The organism is Sphingomonas sp. Leaf4, from assembly GCF_920939515.1.
Taxonomy (GTDB): Bacteria; Pseudomonadota; Alphaproteobacteria; order Sphingomonadales; family Sphingomonadaceae; genus Sphingomonas.
This window is the reverse complement of the sequence record NZ_CAKLBB010000006.1, coordinates 32,657-48,507: the sequence shown is the minus strand read 5'-3', so window position 1 is coordinate 48,507 and position 15,851 is coordinate 32,657. Positions and strand designations below refer to the sequence as shown.

At 68.7% G+C, this 15,851-nt stretch carries 16 protein-coding genes; 5 read left to right on the top strand and 11 right to left on the bottom strand.

Annotated features, from left to right (window positions below):
- Positions 1-44: 44 nt before the first annotated feature.
- The 8 genes from LRA89_RS10040 to LRA89_RS10005 all read right to left on the bottom strand — a co-directional run bounded on the left by LRA89_RS10040 (position 45) and on the right by LRA89_RS10005 (position 7,463).
- Complete coding sequence (locus LRA89_RS10040; RefSeq protein WP_230770045.1) at positions 45-878, bottom strand: CheR family methyltransferase; 834 nt, start codon at positions 876-878, stop codon at positions 45-47.
- Complete coding sequence (locus LRA89_RS10035; protein ID WP_230770044.1) at positions 875-1,873, bottom strand: chemotaxis protein CheB; 999 nt, start codon at positions 1,871-1,873, stop codon at positions 875-877. The genes LRA89_RS10040 and LRA89_RS10035 overlap by 4 nt, the downstream gene beginning before the upstream one ends.
- Before the next feature lie 54 nt (positions 1,874-1,927).
- A complete protein-coding gene (locus tag LRA89_RS10030) occupies positions 1,928-2,293 on the bottom strand; it encodes a response regulator (protein ID WP_055759733.1) in 366 nt (121 codons plus the stop codon).
- A 78-nt stretch (positions 2,294-2,371) separates the two neighbouring features.
- Positions 2,372-2,818 carry a chemotaxis protein CheW gene (locus LRA89_RS10025; protein WP_321163096.1) on the bottom strand — a complete coding sequence of 149 codons (447 nt, stop codon included), beginning with the start codon at positions 2,816-2,818 and terminating at the stop codon, positions 2,372-2,374.
- Positions 2,815-5,127 (bottom strand): chemotaxis protein CheA, encoded by a 2,313-nt coding sequence (locus LRA89_RS10020; RefSeq protein ID WP_230770250.1) that lies wholly within the window; start codon positions 5,125-5,127, stop codon positions 2,815-2,817. Before LRA89_RS10020 ends, LRA89_RS10025 begins: the two co-directional genes overlap by 4 nt.
- Positions 5,128-5,181: 54 nt before the next feature.
- The gene (locus LRA89_RS10015; RefSeq protein WP_230770043.1) at positions 5,182-5,880 is read right to left on the bottom strand and encodes a hypothetical protein; all 699 of its coding nucleotides are present in this window, start codon (positions 5,878-5,880) and stop codon (positions 5,182-5,184) included.
- A 453-nt stretch (positions 5,881-6,333) separates the two neighbouring features.
- Entirely contained in the window at positions 6,334-6,972 is a 639-nt protein-coding gene (locus LRA89_RS10010) for a histidine phosphotransferase family protein (RefSeq protein ID WP_055759724.1), read from the bottom strand.
- Positions 6,969-7,463: a Mov34/MPN/PAD-1 family protein gene (locus LRA89_RS10005; RefSeq protein ID WP_443024960.1), complete on the bottom strand. Its 495-nt coding sequence runs from the start codon at positions 7,461-7,463 to the stop codon at positions 6,969-6,971. The genes LRA89_RS10010 and LRA89_RS10005 overlap by 4 nt, the downstream gene beginning before the upstream one ends.
- Before the next feature lie 16 nt (positions 7,464-7,479).
- On the opposite strand from LRA89_RS10005, the gene LRA89_RS10000 reads away from it, so the two are divergent.
- From LRA89_RS10000 to mtgA, 3 genes are all read left to right on the top strand, one after another.
- Positions 7,480-8,433: an RluA family pseudouridine synthase gene (locus LRA89_RS10000; RefSeq protein ID WP_056497840.1), complete on the top strand. Its 954-nt coding sequence runs from the start codon at positions 7,480-7,482 to the stop codon at positions 8,431-8,433.
- 55 nt (positions 8,434-8,488) lie between these two features.
- Positions 8,489-9,394: an RNA polymerase sigma factor RpoH gene (rpoH, locus tag LRA89_RS09995; protein ID WP_055759716.1), complete on the top strand. Its 906-nt coding sequence runs from the start codon at positions 8,489-8,491 to the stop codon at positions 9,392-9,394.
- Positions 9,395-9,660: 266 nt separating this feature from the next.
- Entirely contained in the window at positions 9,661-10,383 is a 723-nt protein-coding gene (mtgA, locus tag LRA89_RS09990; protein ID WP_056497841.1) for a monofunctional biosynthetic peptidoglycan transglycosylase, read from the top strand.
- Positions 10,384-10,589: 206 nt separating this feature from the next.
- Here mtgA and LRA89_RS09985 read toward each other — a convergent pair whose 3' ends face one another.
- The 3 genes from LRA89_RS09985 to LRA89_RS09975 all read right to left on the bottom strand — a co-directional run bounded on the left by LRA89_RS09985 (position 10,590) and on the right by LRA89_RS09975 (position 13,008).
- Positions 10,590-10,838 carry a hypothetical protein gene (locus tag LRA89_RS09985; RefSeq protein ID WP_055759708.1) on the bottom strand — a complete coding sequence of 83 codons (249 nt, stop codon included), beginning with the start codon at positions 10,836-10,838 and terminating at the stop codon, positions 10,590-10,592.
- Between the two features lie 233 nt (positions 10,839-11,071).
- Positions 11,072-11,395 (bottom strand): YbaB/EbfC family nucleoid-associated protein, encoded by a 324-nt coding sequence (locus LRA89_RS09980; RefSeq protein WP_055759705.1) that lies wholly within the window; start codon positions 11,393-11,395, stop codon positions 11,072-11,074.
- On the bottom strand, positions 11,392-13,008 hold the full coding sequence (locus LRA89_RS09975; protein ID WP_230770042.1) for a DNA polymerase III subunit gamma/tau: 1,617 nt from the start codon (positions 13,006-13,008) through the stop codon (positions 11,392-11,394). Before LRA89_RS09975 ends, LRA89_RS09980 begins: the two co-directional genes overlap by 4 nt.
- A gap of 331 nt (positions 13,009-13,339) precedes the next feature.
- Here LRA89_RS09975 and LRA89_RS09970 point away from each other — a divergent pair, with 331 nt between their 5' ends.
- A complete protein-coding gene (locus tag LRA89_RS09970; protein ID WP_230770041.1) occupies positions 13,340-14,620 on the top strand; it encodes an Hsp70 family protein in 1,281 nt (426 codons plus the stop codon).
- A 164-nt stretch (positions 14,621-14,784) separates the two neighbouring features.
- On the top strand, positions 14,785-15,783 hold the full coding sequence (locus LRA89_RS09965) for a nucleoside hydrolase (protein WP_230770040.1): 999 nt from the start codon (positions 14,785-14,787) through the stop codon (positions 15,781-15,783).
- The last annotated feature ends 68 nt before the right edge of the window (positions 15,784-15,851 follow it).

Genomic DNA, 15,851 nt, shown 5'->3' with positions numbered 1-15,851 from the left:
TCCGGCTTGCGGCGGGACCGCGCGAAACGCAACAGGATTGGCCGCTACCGCAGCGCCGGTCGATAGAGTCCGCGATACCGCTCGGACGGGACCAGCGCGTCGCAATGCCCGATCACCGTCTCGCCCGCGCCCAGCACCAGCACGCCGCCGGGCCGCAGCGAACAGGCGATCCGGTCGAGCACCCGCCGTCGCATCGGCGGCGACAGGTACATCAACAGGTTGCGACACAGGATGATGTCGAACCGCCCGGCCATCGGCGGCTCGGCGATCAGATTTTGTTGCGAGTACAATATGCGATAGCGCAACTCCGCCTTCGCTTCCCACAGCTCGCCGCGCTGGTCGAACCATGTCATCAGCCGCCGGATCGGCAGGCCGCGCTGCACCTCGAACTGGGTATAGCGCGCGTCGCGCGCGCGCCGCAGCGCGCGTGCCGAAATATCGGTCGCGCGGATTTCGGGGATCGCCTGCCCGGTCGCCAGATGATGCTCGTGGAACAGCATCGCCAGCGACAGCGGCTCCTGCCCGGTCGAACAGGCCGCCGACCACAGCCGCACCTTGCGATCCGGCGTCTCGCGCATCATGTCGCCCGCCGCCCCGGCGACCAGTTCGAGCACGCCGGCATCGCGGAAGAACGACGTTTCCTGGTTGAGCAGCGCATCGACCACCGCGTCGCCCAGACCGCGTTCGGTGTCCGCCGACATCCGCGCGACCAGTTCGTCGAGCGTGGCGAGGCCGCGTTCGCGCAGCATCGGTTGCAGCGCGCTGTCGATCCGCCATGTCCGCCCGGCGTCGAGCTGCTGCCCGGTGCGTGCCTCCAGCAGCGCGACGATCGTCGCGACCGCCGATCCGCGCGGGGCGAGGGGCAGCGCCATCGTCATGCCGGCCGCCGGCCCTTCGCGATGAACGCGCCCAGTTGTTCGGGCGTCCCGATCGTCGTGGCCAGCCCCGCCTCGACCACCGCGCCCGGCATTCCCCAGACGACCGAGGACTGCCGCTCCTGCGCGGCCACCGCGCCGCCGTGCGCCTTCACCTGCGCCGCGCCGCGGCAACCGTCGCGCCCCATGCCCGACAGCACCACCACCAGCGCGCGCGCGCCATAGACCCGCGCGACCGATTCGAACATCGGATCGACCGAGGGCAGGCAACCGCTCGCCGCCGGGGTCCGGTCGAGCCGGATCGCCGCGCCGTCGGTCGTCGCTACCACCCGCAAATGCGCATCGCCCGGTGCCAGCACCATCCGTCCGCGCCGGATGCGCAGGCTGTCGGCCCCGACATCCACCGGTCGCCGCGCCAGCCGCGCCAGTTGCCCGGCGAAATAGCCGGTGAACGATGCCGGCAGATGCTGCGTCAGCAACATCGGCACGTCGCACTCGGCCGGGATCGCCGCCAGCAACGGGGCGAGCGCGTGGATGCCGCCGGTCGACGCGCCGATCGCGATGACGTCCCACGCATCCCGGGCGGCAGGGCCCGGCGACTGCACGGCATCGACCACCGCCGTCTGCAACCGTTCGGCGAACCGCCCGACCATCGCCGAGGAGGCGGGCTTGGCGATCGTCGCCACCGCGCCCAGCGACCGGGCGTGCAATGCCGCCGCCGATCCGTCGTCGCACGTCGCCGACAGCACCAGGATCGCCGCCTGCGGGGCCAGTGCCGCCAGCGTCGGCAACCCCGACAGTCCGTCGATCCCGGGCAGGTTCAGGTCGAGCAGGATCACGTCGATCCGCTCGCGCGCCAGCACCGCCAGCGCCGCGCCGATCCCGCCGACCGCCGCGACCACCGCATGCCCCGCCATCGCATCGATGATCCGGGCGACGATCACCCGCGTGACCACCGAATCGTCGATCACCATCACCCGCACGTCATGGTGCGTCATGGTATCGCTCGAAGGTCGGGCCAGCGCCATCACCGGGCCATTCCGACCGGCGCCTTACGAAACGCCGACGATCTGGAGCTTGCTCTCCAGCGTTTCGCGGTCGAACGGCTTCATGACATATTCGTCGGCCCCCGCCTCGATCGCGGCACGGATATAGGCCATGCCGTTCTCGGTCGTGCAGAACACCACCTTGGGCCGGTCGCCGCCCTCGCTCTGGCGCAGCGCGCGCAGGAAATCCATGCCGCTCATCACCGGCATGTTCCAGTCGAGCAGGATCACGTCGGGCGAACGCTCGGTGCAGCAGGCCAGCGCCTCGCGCCCGTCCGCCGCCTCGCGCACCTCGAAGTCGAGCGTCTCGAGGATATGGCGCGCGACCTTGCGGATCACCTTCGAGTCATCGACGACCAGGCAGCTCTTCATCGGATACCCTCTACCACTATCACGCCGTCACCATGGCCGAACTTCGTAAGCGTCGCGTTAAGCGCCGGATACGAAATGCTACGCAGCGATCCGCCCTTCGCCCGTCACCCGCGCGACGATGGCGGGCAGGTCGACGATCAATACCGGCGTGTCGCCACGCTCGATCATGCCGTCCGCCACCGCCGCCCAGCGCGGGCACAGCACCAGCCCGGGGGTGAGCGGCTGCACCTCGAACTCCAGCACGTCGTCCAGCGCATCGACCAGCAGCGCGTAATGATGCCCGTCGACCCGCGTCACCACCGCGCGACGACGCGGCGGCGGGGTGATCGCCTCGTCGAGCGCGACGCCGGTATCGATCACCGTCACCACCCGGCTGCGCAGCGCCGCCAGCCCGCGCACCGCCCGCCTCGCCAGCGGCACCGGCGTGACCGTGCCGATGTCGACCACCGATTCCACCTGATCGGACCGGATCGCCACCGCCTGTCCGTCGATCGTCGCCATCAGCAGCAGTTCGACCATCGTCATTCCCCCACCGCCATGCGCACCGCGCGCAACACGCCTTCGCGGTCGTAGCGATAGATGCTGCCATCGCCGCTGTCGGCCAGCGCCTCGCGCAGCCGCACTACCGGCGCGCCACCCGACGCGACATGCGCATCGCCCGCCTGCGCCAGCACGATCGCCGGCGGGGCATCGCTCTCCGCGCGGTCGATCGTGCGGTATCCCGCCTGTTCCAGCATCGGGCGCAGGAACGTCGCCATCCATCCGCCGCCATCGCTCAGCAGGCAGGTCGGCCGCGCCGCCCGCGCCGCCATGCTGCCTTCGGCATGCTGCTCGAACAGCCACAGCACGTCGATCTGCTCGGTCTGGTCGCCGTCCAGCATCACCACGCCCGCGATCGGCCCCGCCTGTCGCGCCGGCACCATCTCGGCCGGCAGCGTCACGATGTCGATTGCCTCGCGGATCGCATAGGCCACCTCGATCGCGCCGTCGGTCAGCCGCAGCACCTCGAGCGGCCCGGTCCCGTCGCATGGCCCCATCGCCTCGACCGGCACGATCCGCCCGTCGATCGTCATCCGCAACCGTCCCGCGCTCTGGCGCAGCGCGTCGCGCGGCACCTTTTCGATCCGGTCGATCGCCGCCAGCGGCAACACGCGCCGCTGCCCGTCGAGATCCTCGAAGAGCAGCGCGGCGATCCCCGGCTCCACGACCGCTTCCTCGACCGCCGCCTGCCGCAGCGTGTCGTCGAAGCGCAGCCCGGCCAGTTGCGCCGCGCCGGCGCAATCGAGTAGCAGCATCGGCTGGCCGGTATCGGGCAGCGTCTGCCCGGCATACAGGCCGCACGCCATCACCGACGGACAGGCCGGTCGCACCACCAGTTCCTCGGTATCGCACACCTGATCGACCGCCAGCGCGAAGTCGCCGCCGCCGATGCCGACCACCACCAGCATCTGCGCGCCCGGCGCGATGGTGCTGTCCGCGCCGATCAGTTCGCACAGGTCGACCACCGCCATCCGCCGGTCGCGCACCGCCGCCACCCGCGTGCCGCCGACGCTGTCGACGCGGATGTTGCGCCCGCGCTGGCTGACGATCTCGCTGATCGCCTGCCGCGGAATCGCGAAATGATGGCCGCCCGCCGTCACGATGATCGTCGACACGATCGACAGGGTCAGCGGCACCTGCATCACGATGCGCAAGCCCCGTCCGGGCATGTTGTCGAGCGTGATGCGCCCGCCGATCTGGTCGACCGACGCCTTGACCACGTCCATGCCGACGCCGCGCCCGGAAATCTCGGTCACGACGTCGCGCGACGACAATCCGGGCGCGAACACCAGCTCGCAGCGTTCGCGCTCGGACAGCGCGCGCAGTTCCGCCTCGCTCCGCCCGCCGCGCACCGCCTTGCGGACCAGCGCCTCGGTATCGATCCCGCGCCCGTCGTCGGCGATCTCGACGATGATCTGGTTGCCCGACTGGCGCGCGACGATATGCAGCCGGCCGGCCTCGCGCTTGCCCGCCGCGCGGCGCTCCGCCGGCACCTCGATGCCATGGTCGATCGCGTTGCGCACGACATGCAGCAACGGATCGCGCATCACCTCGATCATCTCGCGGTCGAGTTCGACGTCGCTGCCGTCGATCGTCAGCGTCACCGCCTTGCCCAGCGTCGCGGCGGTATCGCGCACCATGCGCGGCAATGCCGAGAACAGCGTCTCGATCTTCTGCATCCGCGTCCGGGTGACGGCATCGCGCATGTCGGCGACCGACGCCGACAGCCGTTCCACCGCCGCCTCCAGTTGCGGATCGAGGTCGATCTCGCGCAGCCGCCGCACCAGTTCGTTGCGCACCAGCACCATGTCGGACATGCCGCTCATCATGCGTTCGAGCAGATCGACGTTCAGCCGCACGCTGCGCTGCGCCACCCGCCCGGCGGCGGGCGCCGGCATCGCCACCGGCACCTCGACCACCGCCGGCCCGCCCTCGGCCAGCGCGGCGATCAGCCGGTCCTCGTCCCCGTCGCCCAGCGACGTACCCGAATCGATCGCCTCGACCAGCGCGCCGATCCGGTCGACGATCGCCAGCACCGCATCGACCAGCGCCCGGTCGGGCCGCCGCCGCCCGTCGCGCACCTCGGACAGCGCATCCTCGGCGGCATGGCTCAGGCGCGACAGGCGCGGCAGATCGAGGAAGCCGCAGCTTCCCTTCACCGTATGGACGAAGCGGAAGATCGCATCCAGCCGCGCACGATCGTCGGGCGCGGCTTCCCACGCCACGATCTCGCCGGCCAGCGGCTCCAGCGTCTCGCGGGTCTCCGCAATGAATTCCTGCAACAGATCGTCCATGCGGCTCCGCCCGTTCGTAAGGGGCAGCATGGACGACGGGTCGTTAAGAGGGGGTTAGGAGGCGGCGACCTGCAACGGCTGACAGACGACACTGGCGCGCGCCATCGCCGCCGTGGTGCCGTTGTCGAAAAAGCTCCGATCGGTCGCCACGCCCAGATAGTGCTGGAAGATCCACATCTGCCGTGCGGTAACGTTCAGTATCTCGGAGCGATTACGGGTTTCCTCGATCGTCGTTTCCAGCTCCGCCATCAGATCGCCTTCGACCGGCCCCGTCCGATTCTCCAGCACCCGCAGCCTCGCCCACGCCGACTGCTCCTCCCGTTGCATCTCGTCATAGGTTTCGACCATGCTGAAATACGACGTGATACCGTCGATCTGCCGACGTGGCAGATAGTTCAGCTCGCCGCTGCCGAGCAACGTGTTCCAGCCCGGTTGATAGAACGGCCGGATGTTCGGCTGGCCGATCGCGCCGATCGGCCGCAACCTGCCCGTCCGCCGCGCCGCCGCCAGCTCGGCGCGAAGCTCGTCGAGGCGGCGCAGGTAGCACCGCCCCTTCATCATCCGTTCCTCGAGGCTGACGCCGTTCCGGCCCAGGTCGGTCCGTATCACCGCCAGCGTCGCCCGCGCATTGACGCGGTGGCGCAACCCGTCGGCAACCTCGCCGATCGCCAGCGCGATCAGGACGCCGAGCACGATACTGCCGATTTCGCGCAACCATGGCCGCGCGGCTTCGCCTGTCCCGGATTCGCTCATCGATCACCCCCGCAGGAGGCATCGCAAAACGATCGTCGTTTCGCAATCGGTCCGATGGTCAGCGCAGCCGTGGGCCGGACGCGACATTCCTTCGCGCGTCGTCACCCCGGACCTGTTCCGGGGTCCACCTGGCCGCAAATGCGGTCGATCGAGGCTCAAGGCGTATCGCTTGCCGAGCCATGGACCCCGGAACAAGTCCGGGGTGACGAAAGGTGCGGCTGTTTCGGCCGGAAATGACGAGGATTGGCCGGAAATGCCGAATGTCGATCGGCCCTCGGGCCGGACGGGATATTCAGCCGATGTTACGCCTTTTCGTCGTTCCCGCGCAGGCGGGAACCCATAGACGCAACGGGCGCGATTCCATCACTGGCGTCGGCGTGTATGGATCCCCGCCTGCGCGGGGATGACGCGGGGGGGCAAATCCCCCCTGCCAAAGCTGAATACCCATCCCGTCTAGCGCGGCGGAAACGACGCCCCGAACAGCAAGACCGGCGAATCGACCGGCGACACCTGCAACTCGCCGTTCCCCTGCTCGACCAGTTCGCGCACCAGACACGCCGCCGCCGCGCGCGGAGTCATCATCGCCGCATCGCCCAGCAGCGCGCCGCGCAGTTCGGGGTCCAGCACGATGCGCTGCCCGTCGGCGCGCACCACGATCTCGACACCGCCACCGCCCGTCTCGGCGCCCACATCGAGTTGCCCGCCACGCACCAGCGCGTCGCCCGCGATCAGCGCAAGGTTCAGCAGCACCTTCACCGCCGGCTTGGGCAGCGACGGCGCGTCGACCATCCAGCCAAGCTTGACCCGGTGGTTGTCGACGAACAGCCCCTCGATCGCCGCCTTCGCCTCGCGCGTGTCGATCGAATCGCCAAAGCCGCCCGCCGCGCCGAACGCGAGGCGAAAGAATTTCAGCTTGTTGGCCGATGCCCGCGCGCTGTCCGCCAGCAGTTCGAGACAGCGGGCGCGCATATCGGGGTCATGTTCGTCGGCCAGCAGTTCCAGCCCGTTGTTGAGCGCCCCGACCGGGCTCAGCAGGTCATGGCACAACCGCGAACACAGCAGGCTGGCGAAATCGGCGGGGCTGAGGCTCAAAGCGATGTAATCCTTGACGGGCGGAACGACACTGTCCGTTCGCCATCCTCCATGTGGACCGCCAGACATTTTTTTTCAACGCGATTGGGCAGTTCGACCGTGAAAGCCACCGGATCGAACCGGCCATGCACCGCCCCGTCCGCCACCGCGCGCCACAGCCGGGCGGTGCGGTGGCCGACGATCAGCCAGAGCATGCCGTCCGCCGCCGCCTGCGCCGCGTCGGTCGGCGACGGGTCGGGCCGCCCGCCCGGATGGGTGTGATACCAGCCGGCGATTCCCGCGCCGCCGCCCCGCGCATCGCGGTGCGCCGCCAGCAGCGCGGCGGGATCGATCTCGAAATGCCGCGCCGGGTCGGGCGCGACGTTCGCCGTCGCGTCGGCACGCACGATCCGCGCACCCTCCCCACGCAGGATCCCACAGCGCTCGACCGGACTCGCCGCCCCCTCGTGCAGCAGGGCGAGCAGCAGTTCGCTTGAAAATACCGGCGTCATTCCCATCTCGTAACGGATGGACCGGGGGGTTTCCACGATCACCGCACGCATTCCCGATGGGCTGCACGGGCAACGGATCGACAAGGCGCTGGCCGATGTCGTCGCCGACCTGTCGCGCGAACGGATCAAGGCGCTGATGGCGGCGGGCCATGTCGCGGGCGATGCCGGCCCGATCACCGATTCGTCGCGCAAGGTCGCCGCCGGGCAGAGCTTCACCATCGCCGTTCCCGCCGCCGTGCCGCTCGACACGGTGGCGCAGGATATTCCGCTGTCGATCGCGTACGAGGACGATCACCTGATCGTCGTCGACAAGCCTGCCGGGCTGGTGGTGCATCCCGCCGCCGGCAATCTTGACGGCACGCTGGTCAACGCGCTGCTCCACCATTGCGCGGGGCAATTGTCGGGGATCGGCGGCGTCGCGCGGCCGGGCATCGTCCACCGCATCGACAAGGATACCTCGGGGCTGCTGGTCGTCGCCAAGAGCGATGCCGCGCACGAAGGGCTTGCCAGCCAGTTCAAGGATCACAGCATCGACCGGCGCTATCTGGCGGTCGTTGCGGGCCGGGTGACGACCTCGACCGGCAAGGTCGACGCGCCGCTCGCGCGCTCGCCCAACGATCGCAAGAAGATGGCGATCGTTCGTGCCCCCCATGCCAAACATGCGGTGACGCACTTCCGCCCGCTTCGCCCCTTGCGCGACGCGACGCTGATCGAATGCCGGCTGGAGACGGGGCGGACGCATCAGGTGCGGGTCCATATGGCATCGATCGGCCATCCGCTGCTCGGCGATCCGGTCTATGCCGGGCGGCGGCCCGCGCTCCAGTCGCTGCTGGGGCGCCTTGGCTTCCGGCGGCAGGCGTTGCACGCCGCACATCTCGGGTTCATCCACCCCGTGCTAAAAAACGCTTTGGCGTTCGATAGCGACCTTCCGGCAGACATGCAGGAACTGTTGGGGCATCTTCACGTATAAGGTCGGACACGCCGCACTGCGGCACGTCCTGACAGGGACAAAGGGAGTTTAGACGATGGCAACTGGCAGCAACGTCCCGGCGACGATCCCGGCGCTCGGCGGCGAGGCGAGCCTCAACCGCTATCTGTCGGAAATCCGCAAATTTCCGATCCTGGCACCCGAGCAGGAATATATGCTCGCCAAGCGGTTCCAGGAACATGGCGATCCCGAGGCGGCCGCGCAGCTCGTCACCTCGCACCTGCGCTTGGTCGCCAAGATCGCGATGGGCTATCGCGGCTATGGCCTGCCGGTCAGCGAGCTGATCTCCGAAGGCAATATCGGGCTGATGCAGGGCGTGAAGAAGTTCGAGCCCGATCGCGGCTTCCGCCTCGCCACCTATGCGATGTGGTGGATCCGCGCCTCGATCCAGGAATTCATCCTGCGGTCGTGGAGCCTCGTGAAGATGGGCACGACCGCCGCGCAGAAGAAACTGTTCTTCAACCTGCGCCGGATGAAGTCGAAGCTCGATGCGTTCGAGGACGGCGACCTCAGCCCCGAACATCTCCACAAGATCGCGACCGACCTCGGCGTCACCGAGGAGGAAGTGACCTCGATGAACCGTCGCATGGCGATGGGCGGCGATACGTCGCTCAACGTGCCGATGCGCGAGGATGGCGAGAGCCAGTGGCAGGACTGGCTCGCCGACGACAGCCCGTTGCAGGATTCGGTCGTCGCCGAGGCACAGGAAGCCGACGTTCGCCACGGCATGCTGGTCGAGGCGATGGACGACCTCAACGACCGCGAGAAGCACATCCTGACCGAACGCCGCCTGACCGACGATCCCAAGACGCTGGAGGAACTCTCGCAGGTCTATGGCGTCAGCCGCGAGCGCGTCCGCCAGATCGAGGTCCGCGCGTTCGAAAAATTGCAAAAGGCGATGATGCGTCTGGCGGGCGACCGCCGGATGCTGGCGGCGGTGTAACCACCGGGGCGGCGCGCAACCGCCGCCCCCTACCGTCATTCCGGCAAAGGCCGGAATCCATAACTTATGCCCTCCCGGCTCCAGCCGCGACCGCAATTGCCGACCCATCAGCGCACAGACGGCAGTCGAAGTCGCCAACGCACCCAGCAAGCAAACCCCGAAAGCACGAGAAGCATCAAGGCGGCACGCGACCGCCGCCCCACCTCCCGCCGCGATCGCAGTTGCCACCTTGCCCTCCCCCACCCCCAAAGCGTAGCGAGCATGGCATGGCCGCCCGCACCGCCCCCCGCTCCCGCCCCGCCGCCACGACGTGGCACCGCCGCCTCCTCGGCTGGGCGATCAAGCTCGTGCTGGGCTTCGTCGTGCTATCGGTCGTGCTGGTGCTGATCCTGCGCTTCGTCCCGCCGCCGATCACGCTGACGATGCTCGGCGATGTCCCCACCGGCCACGGCGTCACCAAAAGCTGGCGGCCGCTGTCCAGCATCGATCCCGACATGGCCCGCGCGGTCATCGCCGGCGAGGACAGCCGCTTTTGCGCGCACAACGGCTTCGACTATGCCGCGATCGCCAACGCCGCGCGCCGCAATCTGACCGGCGGGCGCATCCGCGGCGGCTCGACGATCAGCCAGCAGACCGCGAAGAACGTGTTCCTCTGGCAGAATGGCGGCTATTTCCGCAAAGGACTGGAAGCGTGGTTCACCGTGCTGATCGAGGCGATGTGGGGCAAGCGCCGGATCATGGAAGTCTATCTCAACGTCGCCGAAACCGGCATCGGCACCTACGGCGTGGAAGCCGGCACACAGCGCTATTTCAAACATTCCGCCGCGCGCATGAGCCCGCGCGAAGCGGCGCAAATCGCCGCCGTCCTGCCGCTGCCCAAGAAGCGCGCCGGCATTGCGCCGACCGGCTTCACCCGCCGCTACGCCCGCACGATCGAAACCCGCATCGGCGTCGTCCGCCGTCAGGGCCTCGACGGCTGCCTGAACTGAGCGGATCGACATTCCTTCGCGCGTCGTCACCCCGGACTCGTTCCGGGGTCCACCTGACCGCAAATGCAGTCAATCGAAGCTCAAGGCATACCGATTGCCGAGCCGTGGATCCCGAAACAAGTCCGGGGTGACGAAAGGGGTGGCTGTTGCGGCCGAAAATGACGAAGATCGGCCGGCAATGCTGAAGGTCGATCGGCCCTGACCGCTTACTTCGTCGCCCGCTCCACCGCGTCGCCGGCCTTGTCCGCAGCATCGCCAACGCTCTTGGCCGCCGATGTCACCGCACCGGTCCGCGCATTGTCGTTGTTCGCCTGATTAAGCAGGAAATAGGCCGCGACGATCACCGCGATCAGCACCGCCAGCCCGATCAGCAACCCGCCGCCCGACCCGCGCCGTTCGATGATCGTGGTATGCGGCGCGCCGTTCGTCGTCGTCTCGATGCGATCCTCGGCCATGGCTCAAGCTCCGTTGCGAAATGATGCAGCAACAACCGCCCGCCCGAACGCTTGTTCCAGCAGCGTATCAATCGTCCCCGACGGAGCATGGCAGAAGTCCATCTGCTCCCCTCCCTGGAAGGGAGGGGCCGGGGGGGGTCGGCCCGTGGCGAGCGCGACAGTGCCTCGCAACCCAACCCACCCCTAACCCCTCCCTTGTCAGGGAGGGGAGCCGTCCATCTGAACCGCCGCCATCAAAACGGCAGCTTGAACCCCGGCGGCAGCGGCAACCCGCTGGTCAGCTTCGACATCTCGGTCGAGCTCGCCGCATCCGCCTTCGCCCGCGCATCGTTGAACGCGGCGACGATCAGGTCTTCCAGCATCTGCTTTTCGGACACCTGCAACAGCGAATCGTCGATGTCGACGCCTAGGATGCGCCCCTTGGCCGACGCGCGGACCTTCACCAGCCCGCCGCCTGACTGGCCATCGACCTCGATCGTGTCGAGGTTCGCCTGCGCCTTGGTCAGCTCGTTCTGCACGTTCTGCGCCATCGCCATAATATCGTCGAGATTCTTCATCGTTCCACCTTCTTCCATTCGATCAGTTCGGCATCGGGAAACGCCCGGAACGCCGCCGCCACCAGCGGCGAGGCAAGGATCGCGGCACGCTCATCCATCGCGCGCGCTTCGTGCTGCTCGCGCAGCGTCGCCTCGCCCGCCCCCTCGCCGATCAGCACGCGCCAATGGACCCCGGTGATCCCTTTGAGCGCCTGTTCCAGATCGCGCGCGAAGTCGGCGGGCAATGGCCGGCTCCCGCTCAGCTCCAGCAGGTTCGGCTCCAGCCGCAGCATCCGCGCGCAATTGCGGAACTGCGCTTCGAGCGAATGGCGGCCGTGCTTCGAGAGCAACTGTGCCACCGCCTCCATCGTCTCGGGGCTGGGCGGCACGACCGGCTCGGGCGGCGCGGCGACCGGCGACGGAACGCTAGGCACCTGACCTGCGGCCAGTTGCCGCGCCAGCGCCCCCGGATCGGGCAGCGACGAGGCATGGACGATCCGCAGCAGCGCCATCTCGCACGTCTCGATCGGCAGCGCCGCGCGCGACACTTCCTCATGCCCCTTGAGCAGCAACTGCCACAGCCGGTGCAGCATCGGGAACGACAGCGCGCTCCACCCGTCGAACGCCGCGCGTTCCTCGGCCGACTGGCCCGCCCCACGATCCCCGCCGACCTTGACGATGGTGACGCCGTGAACCGTCTCCAGCAGCGTGCGCAGCACCGACGCCGGATCGACGCCCAGATCATATTGCTGGCGCAGCGCCCGCAGCGCCCCCGCCGCGTCGCTCTGCAACAACAGGTCGAACAGCGCCCTTATCGCCCCGCGATCCGACAGCCCCAGCATCTGCCGCACCGCATCGGCGCGCACGCCGTCACCCTCCAGCCCGCCGTGCGCGATCGCCTGGTCGAGAATCGAGAGGCCATCGCGCGCCGACCCCTCGGCCGCGCGCGCGATCAGTTGCAGCGCTTCCGCCTCGGCCTCGACCCCCTCGGCCTCGACGACATGCGCGAAATGCCCAGCCAGCAATTCCGCCGGAATCCGCCGCAGGTCGAAGCGCTGGCAGCGCGACAGCACCGTCACCGGCACCTTGTGGACCTCGGTCGTCGCCAGCAGGAACTTGACGTGCGCGGGCGGCTCTTCGAGCGTTTTGAGCAGCGCGTTGAACGCCGGGGTCGACATCATATGGACTTCGTCGATGATGTAGATCTTGAAGCGCGCCGATACGGCGGCATAGCGCACCGCCTCGGTCATCTCGCGCACGCTGTCGACGCCGTTGTTCGACGCGGCATCGATCTCGATCACGTCGATATGCCGTCCCTCGGCAATCGCGCGGCACGGCTCGCACACCCCGCACGGATCGATCGTCGGCCCGCCCTGCCCGTCGGGGCCGATGCAGTTCAATGCCTTGGCGATCAGCCGCGCGGTCGACGTCTTGCCGACCCCGCGCACCCCGGTGAGCAGGAACGCATGCGCCAGCCGCCCGCGCGCGATGGCGTTGCCCAGCGTCGTGACCATCGCATCCTGGCCGATGAGCTGCGAGAAGGTCTGCGGCCGGTATTTGCGCGCCAGCACCCGATACGGCTGCGCCGCCTCCGGCACCGCCGGCAAGTCGAGGTCGAGAAAGGAGTCGGACATTGTCGCTACCCCTAGCGCGTGGGGACGGCGGTGTCGAAGGGGCTGTGGTTCCTTTACGTCATCCCCGCGCAGGCAGGAGTCGACAACCGCAATCCCTTCACAACCTGCTCCCCTCCCTGACAGGGAGGGGTTGGGGGTGGGTCGGCCGGTTGGGGAACACTCTTCTTTCCTCTCGGGCCAACCCACCCCCGACCCCTCCCTGTCAGGGAGGGGAGAGGCCATGACCCGCCGTCCGGCTGAACGTCGATCGGTCCCAACGGAATGACGAACGGCTTGTTGCCATCGCCACCACCGGTGTACGGCACCCCGCCGCTACCGGAGTACGTGCCCCATGCCCCCCGTCCTCGGCCTCGATTTCGGCACCACCAACACCGTCCTCGCGCGGGCGGGCGACGACGGCCACGCCGAGCTGGTCCCGCTCGCCACGCCGCACGGTCCCGACAGCGTGTTCCGCTCGGCGCTGTGCTTCTGGCAGGACGAGGTGCCCGGCGGTATCGCCCACGCCGCCGGGCCATGGGCGATCGACGAATATCTCCAGTTCCCCGAGGGTTGCCGCTTCCTGCAATCGTTCAAGTCGGTCGCCGCCAGCGCCTCGTTCGACAGCGCCCCGATCTTCCAGCGCCGCTACCGGTTCGAGGATCTCGGCCGGACCTTCCTCGATCATCTCGTCAGCCACGCCGGCGGCGCGCTGACCGGGGCGAAGCGGATCGTCGTCGGCCGCCCCGTCACCTATGCCGGCCACCGCCCCGACGAGGCGCTGGCACGCACCCGCTACGACGCGATGTTCGCCGCGCTGGGCGCGCAGATCGTCTATGTCCACGAGCCGCTCGGCGCGGCGTTCAGCCATGCCGCGACGCTCGATGCCGCCGCGACGATCCTCGTCGCCGATTTCGGCGGCGGCACCAGCGACTTCTCGATCGTCCGGCTGGAGGCACCGGGGTCGGAACGGCGCGCGACCCCGCTCGGCTCGGCCGGCATCGGCATCGCCGGCGACCAGTTCGACCGCCGCATCCTCGACCGCCTCGTCCTGCCGTTGCTCGGCAAGGGCGGCACCTATCGTTCGTTCGACAAGGTGCTGGAAATCCCGCCCGGCCATTTCACCGACTTCGGCGACTGGTCGCGCCTCGCGCTGATGCGCAACCGCAAGACGCTCGCCGAACTCGAAACGCTGCGCCGCGCCGCGACCGATCCGGCGGCAATCGAACGCATGGTCGCGGTGATCGAGGGCGAACAGGGCTATCCGCTCTACGACGCGGTCGGCCAGGTCAAACGCGCGCTATCGATCGGCGACGAGGCGACCTTCGCGTTCGAAGGCGGCGGCATCGCGATCGAGGCCCCCGTCACCCGCGCCCAGTTCGAGGACTGGATCGCCCCCGACATCGAGCGCATCATGGGCGTTGTCGAACGCGCGCTCGACACCGCCGGCGTATCGGCCGACGCGATCGACCGCGTGTTCCTGACCGGCGGCACCTCGCTCACCCCCGCCATCCGCCGCGCCTTCGCCACCCGCTTCGGCGAGGGGCGGCTGGCCAGCGGCGGCGAACTCACCTCGGTCGCCCACGGCCTCGCCCTGATCGGCGCGCAGGAGGATGTCGCCGCCTGGGCGGCGTAGCGGCACACGATCCGTCATGTTGCCCCTTCGTCACCCCGGAACAGGTCCGGGGTGACGGTTTTGTGGGGTCTGGAACTGAAGGTCGATCGGCCCCACCCCCTGTCCTACACCGCCACGCTGCGGCAGGATGCCACCCGGACGCGACGCGACAGGAGGAACCCGCGATGGACAGACGATCGATCCTGACCGCCATCGGCGCGGCGGGCTGCGCGGCGATCCTCCCCCGCCCCGCCGCCGCGCGGACCTTGAGCGCCCGCCCCCGCTCGCGCGTCATCCTCGACAATGATTTTTCGGGCGATCCCGACGGACTGTTCCAGCTTGCGCACCATCTGCTCTCGCCCGCCGTCACCGTGCCGCTGGTGATCGGATCGCACATCCACCCCAACGATTTTCTCGACAAAAGCACGACGCAGGCCGACCATGCGGTGCGCGTCGCGAGCGAATTGATCGACCGGATGCGCCTCGCGCAGCGCCCCGTTCTGGTCGCCGGCCGCAACGCCGCGCCGACGCCCGGCGCACCGCCCGAAGCGACCCCCGCCGCCCGCCGGATCATCGCCGAGGCGCTGCGCACCGATACCGGCCTGCCGCTGTTCTACGCCGCCGGCGCGGGGCTTACCGATCTCGCCGAGGCATTGCGGATCGACCCGCGCATCGCCTCGCGCCTGAAGCTGGTCTGGATCGGCGGCCCCGAGCACGACGATCCGGTCCGCGCCGCCATCCCCGAATACAACCTCACCATCGATCTCGCCGCCGCCCAGACCGTGTTCAACGACTCAACAATCGAGATCTGGCAGGTCCCGCGCGACGTCTATCGCACGCTGCTCGTCAGCCATGCCGAACTGATCGAGGGACTGCGCGGCACCGGCGCGCTCGGCGACTATCTGCTCGACCGGATCGAAGCGACGATCGCGCTCGCCCGCTACCGGCTCGGCGAAACCTATGCGCTCGGCGACAGTCCGCTGGTCACGCTCACCGCGCTGCAATCGGCGTTCGACGCCGATAGTTCGTCGAGCGCCTATCGCGTTCGCCCGACCCCGCGCATTACCGATCGCGGCGGCTATGCCCCCGCAGCCGGCGGCCGGCCGATGCGGGTCTATACCGCGATCGACACCCGCCTGACGCTTGCCGACATGTTCGCCAAATTCCGCGCGGCAAGCGGATGATCGCGCCACCTCGGAATGCTACGCATTCGCAACGAACACGTCGCTAGTGTAAACTTTGTAAACTTTGA

Excerpts from the sequence above, each read along its gene's own strand:
- LRA89_RS10040 (WP_230770045.1), bottom strand. The coding sequence starts at position 878 with ATGACGATGGCGCTGCCCCTCGCCCCGCGCGGATCGGCGGTCGCGACG.
- LRA89_RS10035 (WP_230770044.1), bottom strand. The coding sequence starts at position 1,873 with ATGACGCACCATGACGTGCGGGTGATGGTGATCGACGATTCGGTGGTC.
- LRA89_RS10030 (WP_055759733.1), bottom strand. The coding sequence starts at position 2,293 with ATGAAGAGCTGCCTGGTCGTCGATGACTCGAAGGTGATCCGCAAGGTC.
- LRA89_RS10025 (WP_321163096.1), bottom strand. The coding sequence starts at position 2,818 with ATGACGATGGTCGAACTGCTGCTGATGGCGACGATCGACGGACAGGCG.
- LRA89_RS10020 (WP_230770250.1), bottom strand. The coding sequence starts at position 5,127 with ATGGACGATCTGTTGCAGGAATTCATTGCGGAGACCCGCGAGACGCTG.
- LRA89_RS10015 (WP_230770043.1), bottom strand. The coding sequence starts at position 5,880 with ATGAGCGAATCCGGGACAGGCGAAGCCGCGCGGCCATGGTTGCGCGAA.
- LRA89_RS10005 (WP_443024960.1), bottom strand. The coding sequence starts at position 7,463 with ATGACGCCGGTATTTTCAAGCGAACTGCTGCTCGCCCTGCTGCACGAG.
- LRA89_RS10000 (WP_056497840.1), top strand. The coding sequence starts at position 7,480 with ATGGACCGGGGGGTTTCCACGATCACCGCACGCATTCCCGATGGGCTG.
- rpoH (WP_055759716.1), top strand. The coding sequence starts at position 8,489 with ATGGCAACTGGCAGCAACGTCCCGGCGACGATCCCGGCGCTCGGCGGC.
- mtgA (WP_056497841.1), top strand. The coding sequence starts at position 9,661 with ATGGCCGCCCGCACCGCCCCCCGCTCCCGCCCCGCCGCCACGACGTGG.
- LRA89_RS09985 (WP_055759708.1), bottom strand. The coding sequence starts at position 10,838 with ATGGCCGAGGATCGCATCGAGACGACGACGAACGGCGCGCCGCATACC.
- LRA89_RS09980 (WP_055759705.1), bottom strand. The coding sequence starts at position 11,395 with ATGAAGAATCTCGACGATATTATGGCGATGGCGCAGAACGTGCAGAAC.
- LRA89_RS09975 (WP_230770042.1), bottom strand. The coding sequence starts at position 13,008 with ATGTCCGACTCCTTTCTCGACCTCGACTTGCCGGCGGTGCCGGAGGCG.
- LRA89_RS09970 (WP_230770041.1), top strand. The coding sequence starts at position 13,340 with ATGCCCCCCGTCCTCGGCCTCGATTTCGGCACCACCAACACCGTCCTC.
- LRA89_RS09965 (WP_230770040.1), top strand. The coding sequence starts at position 14,785 with ATGGACAGACGATCGATCCTGACCGCCATCGGCGCGGCGGGCTGCGCG.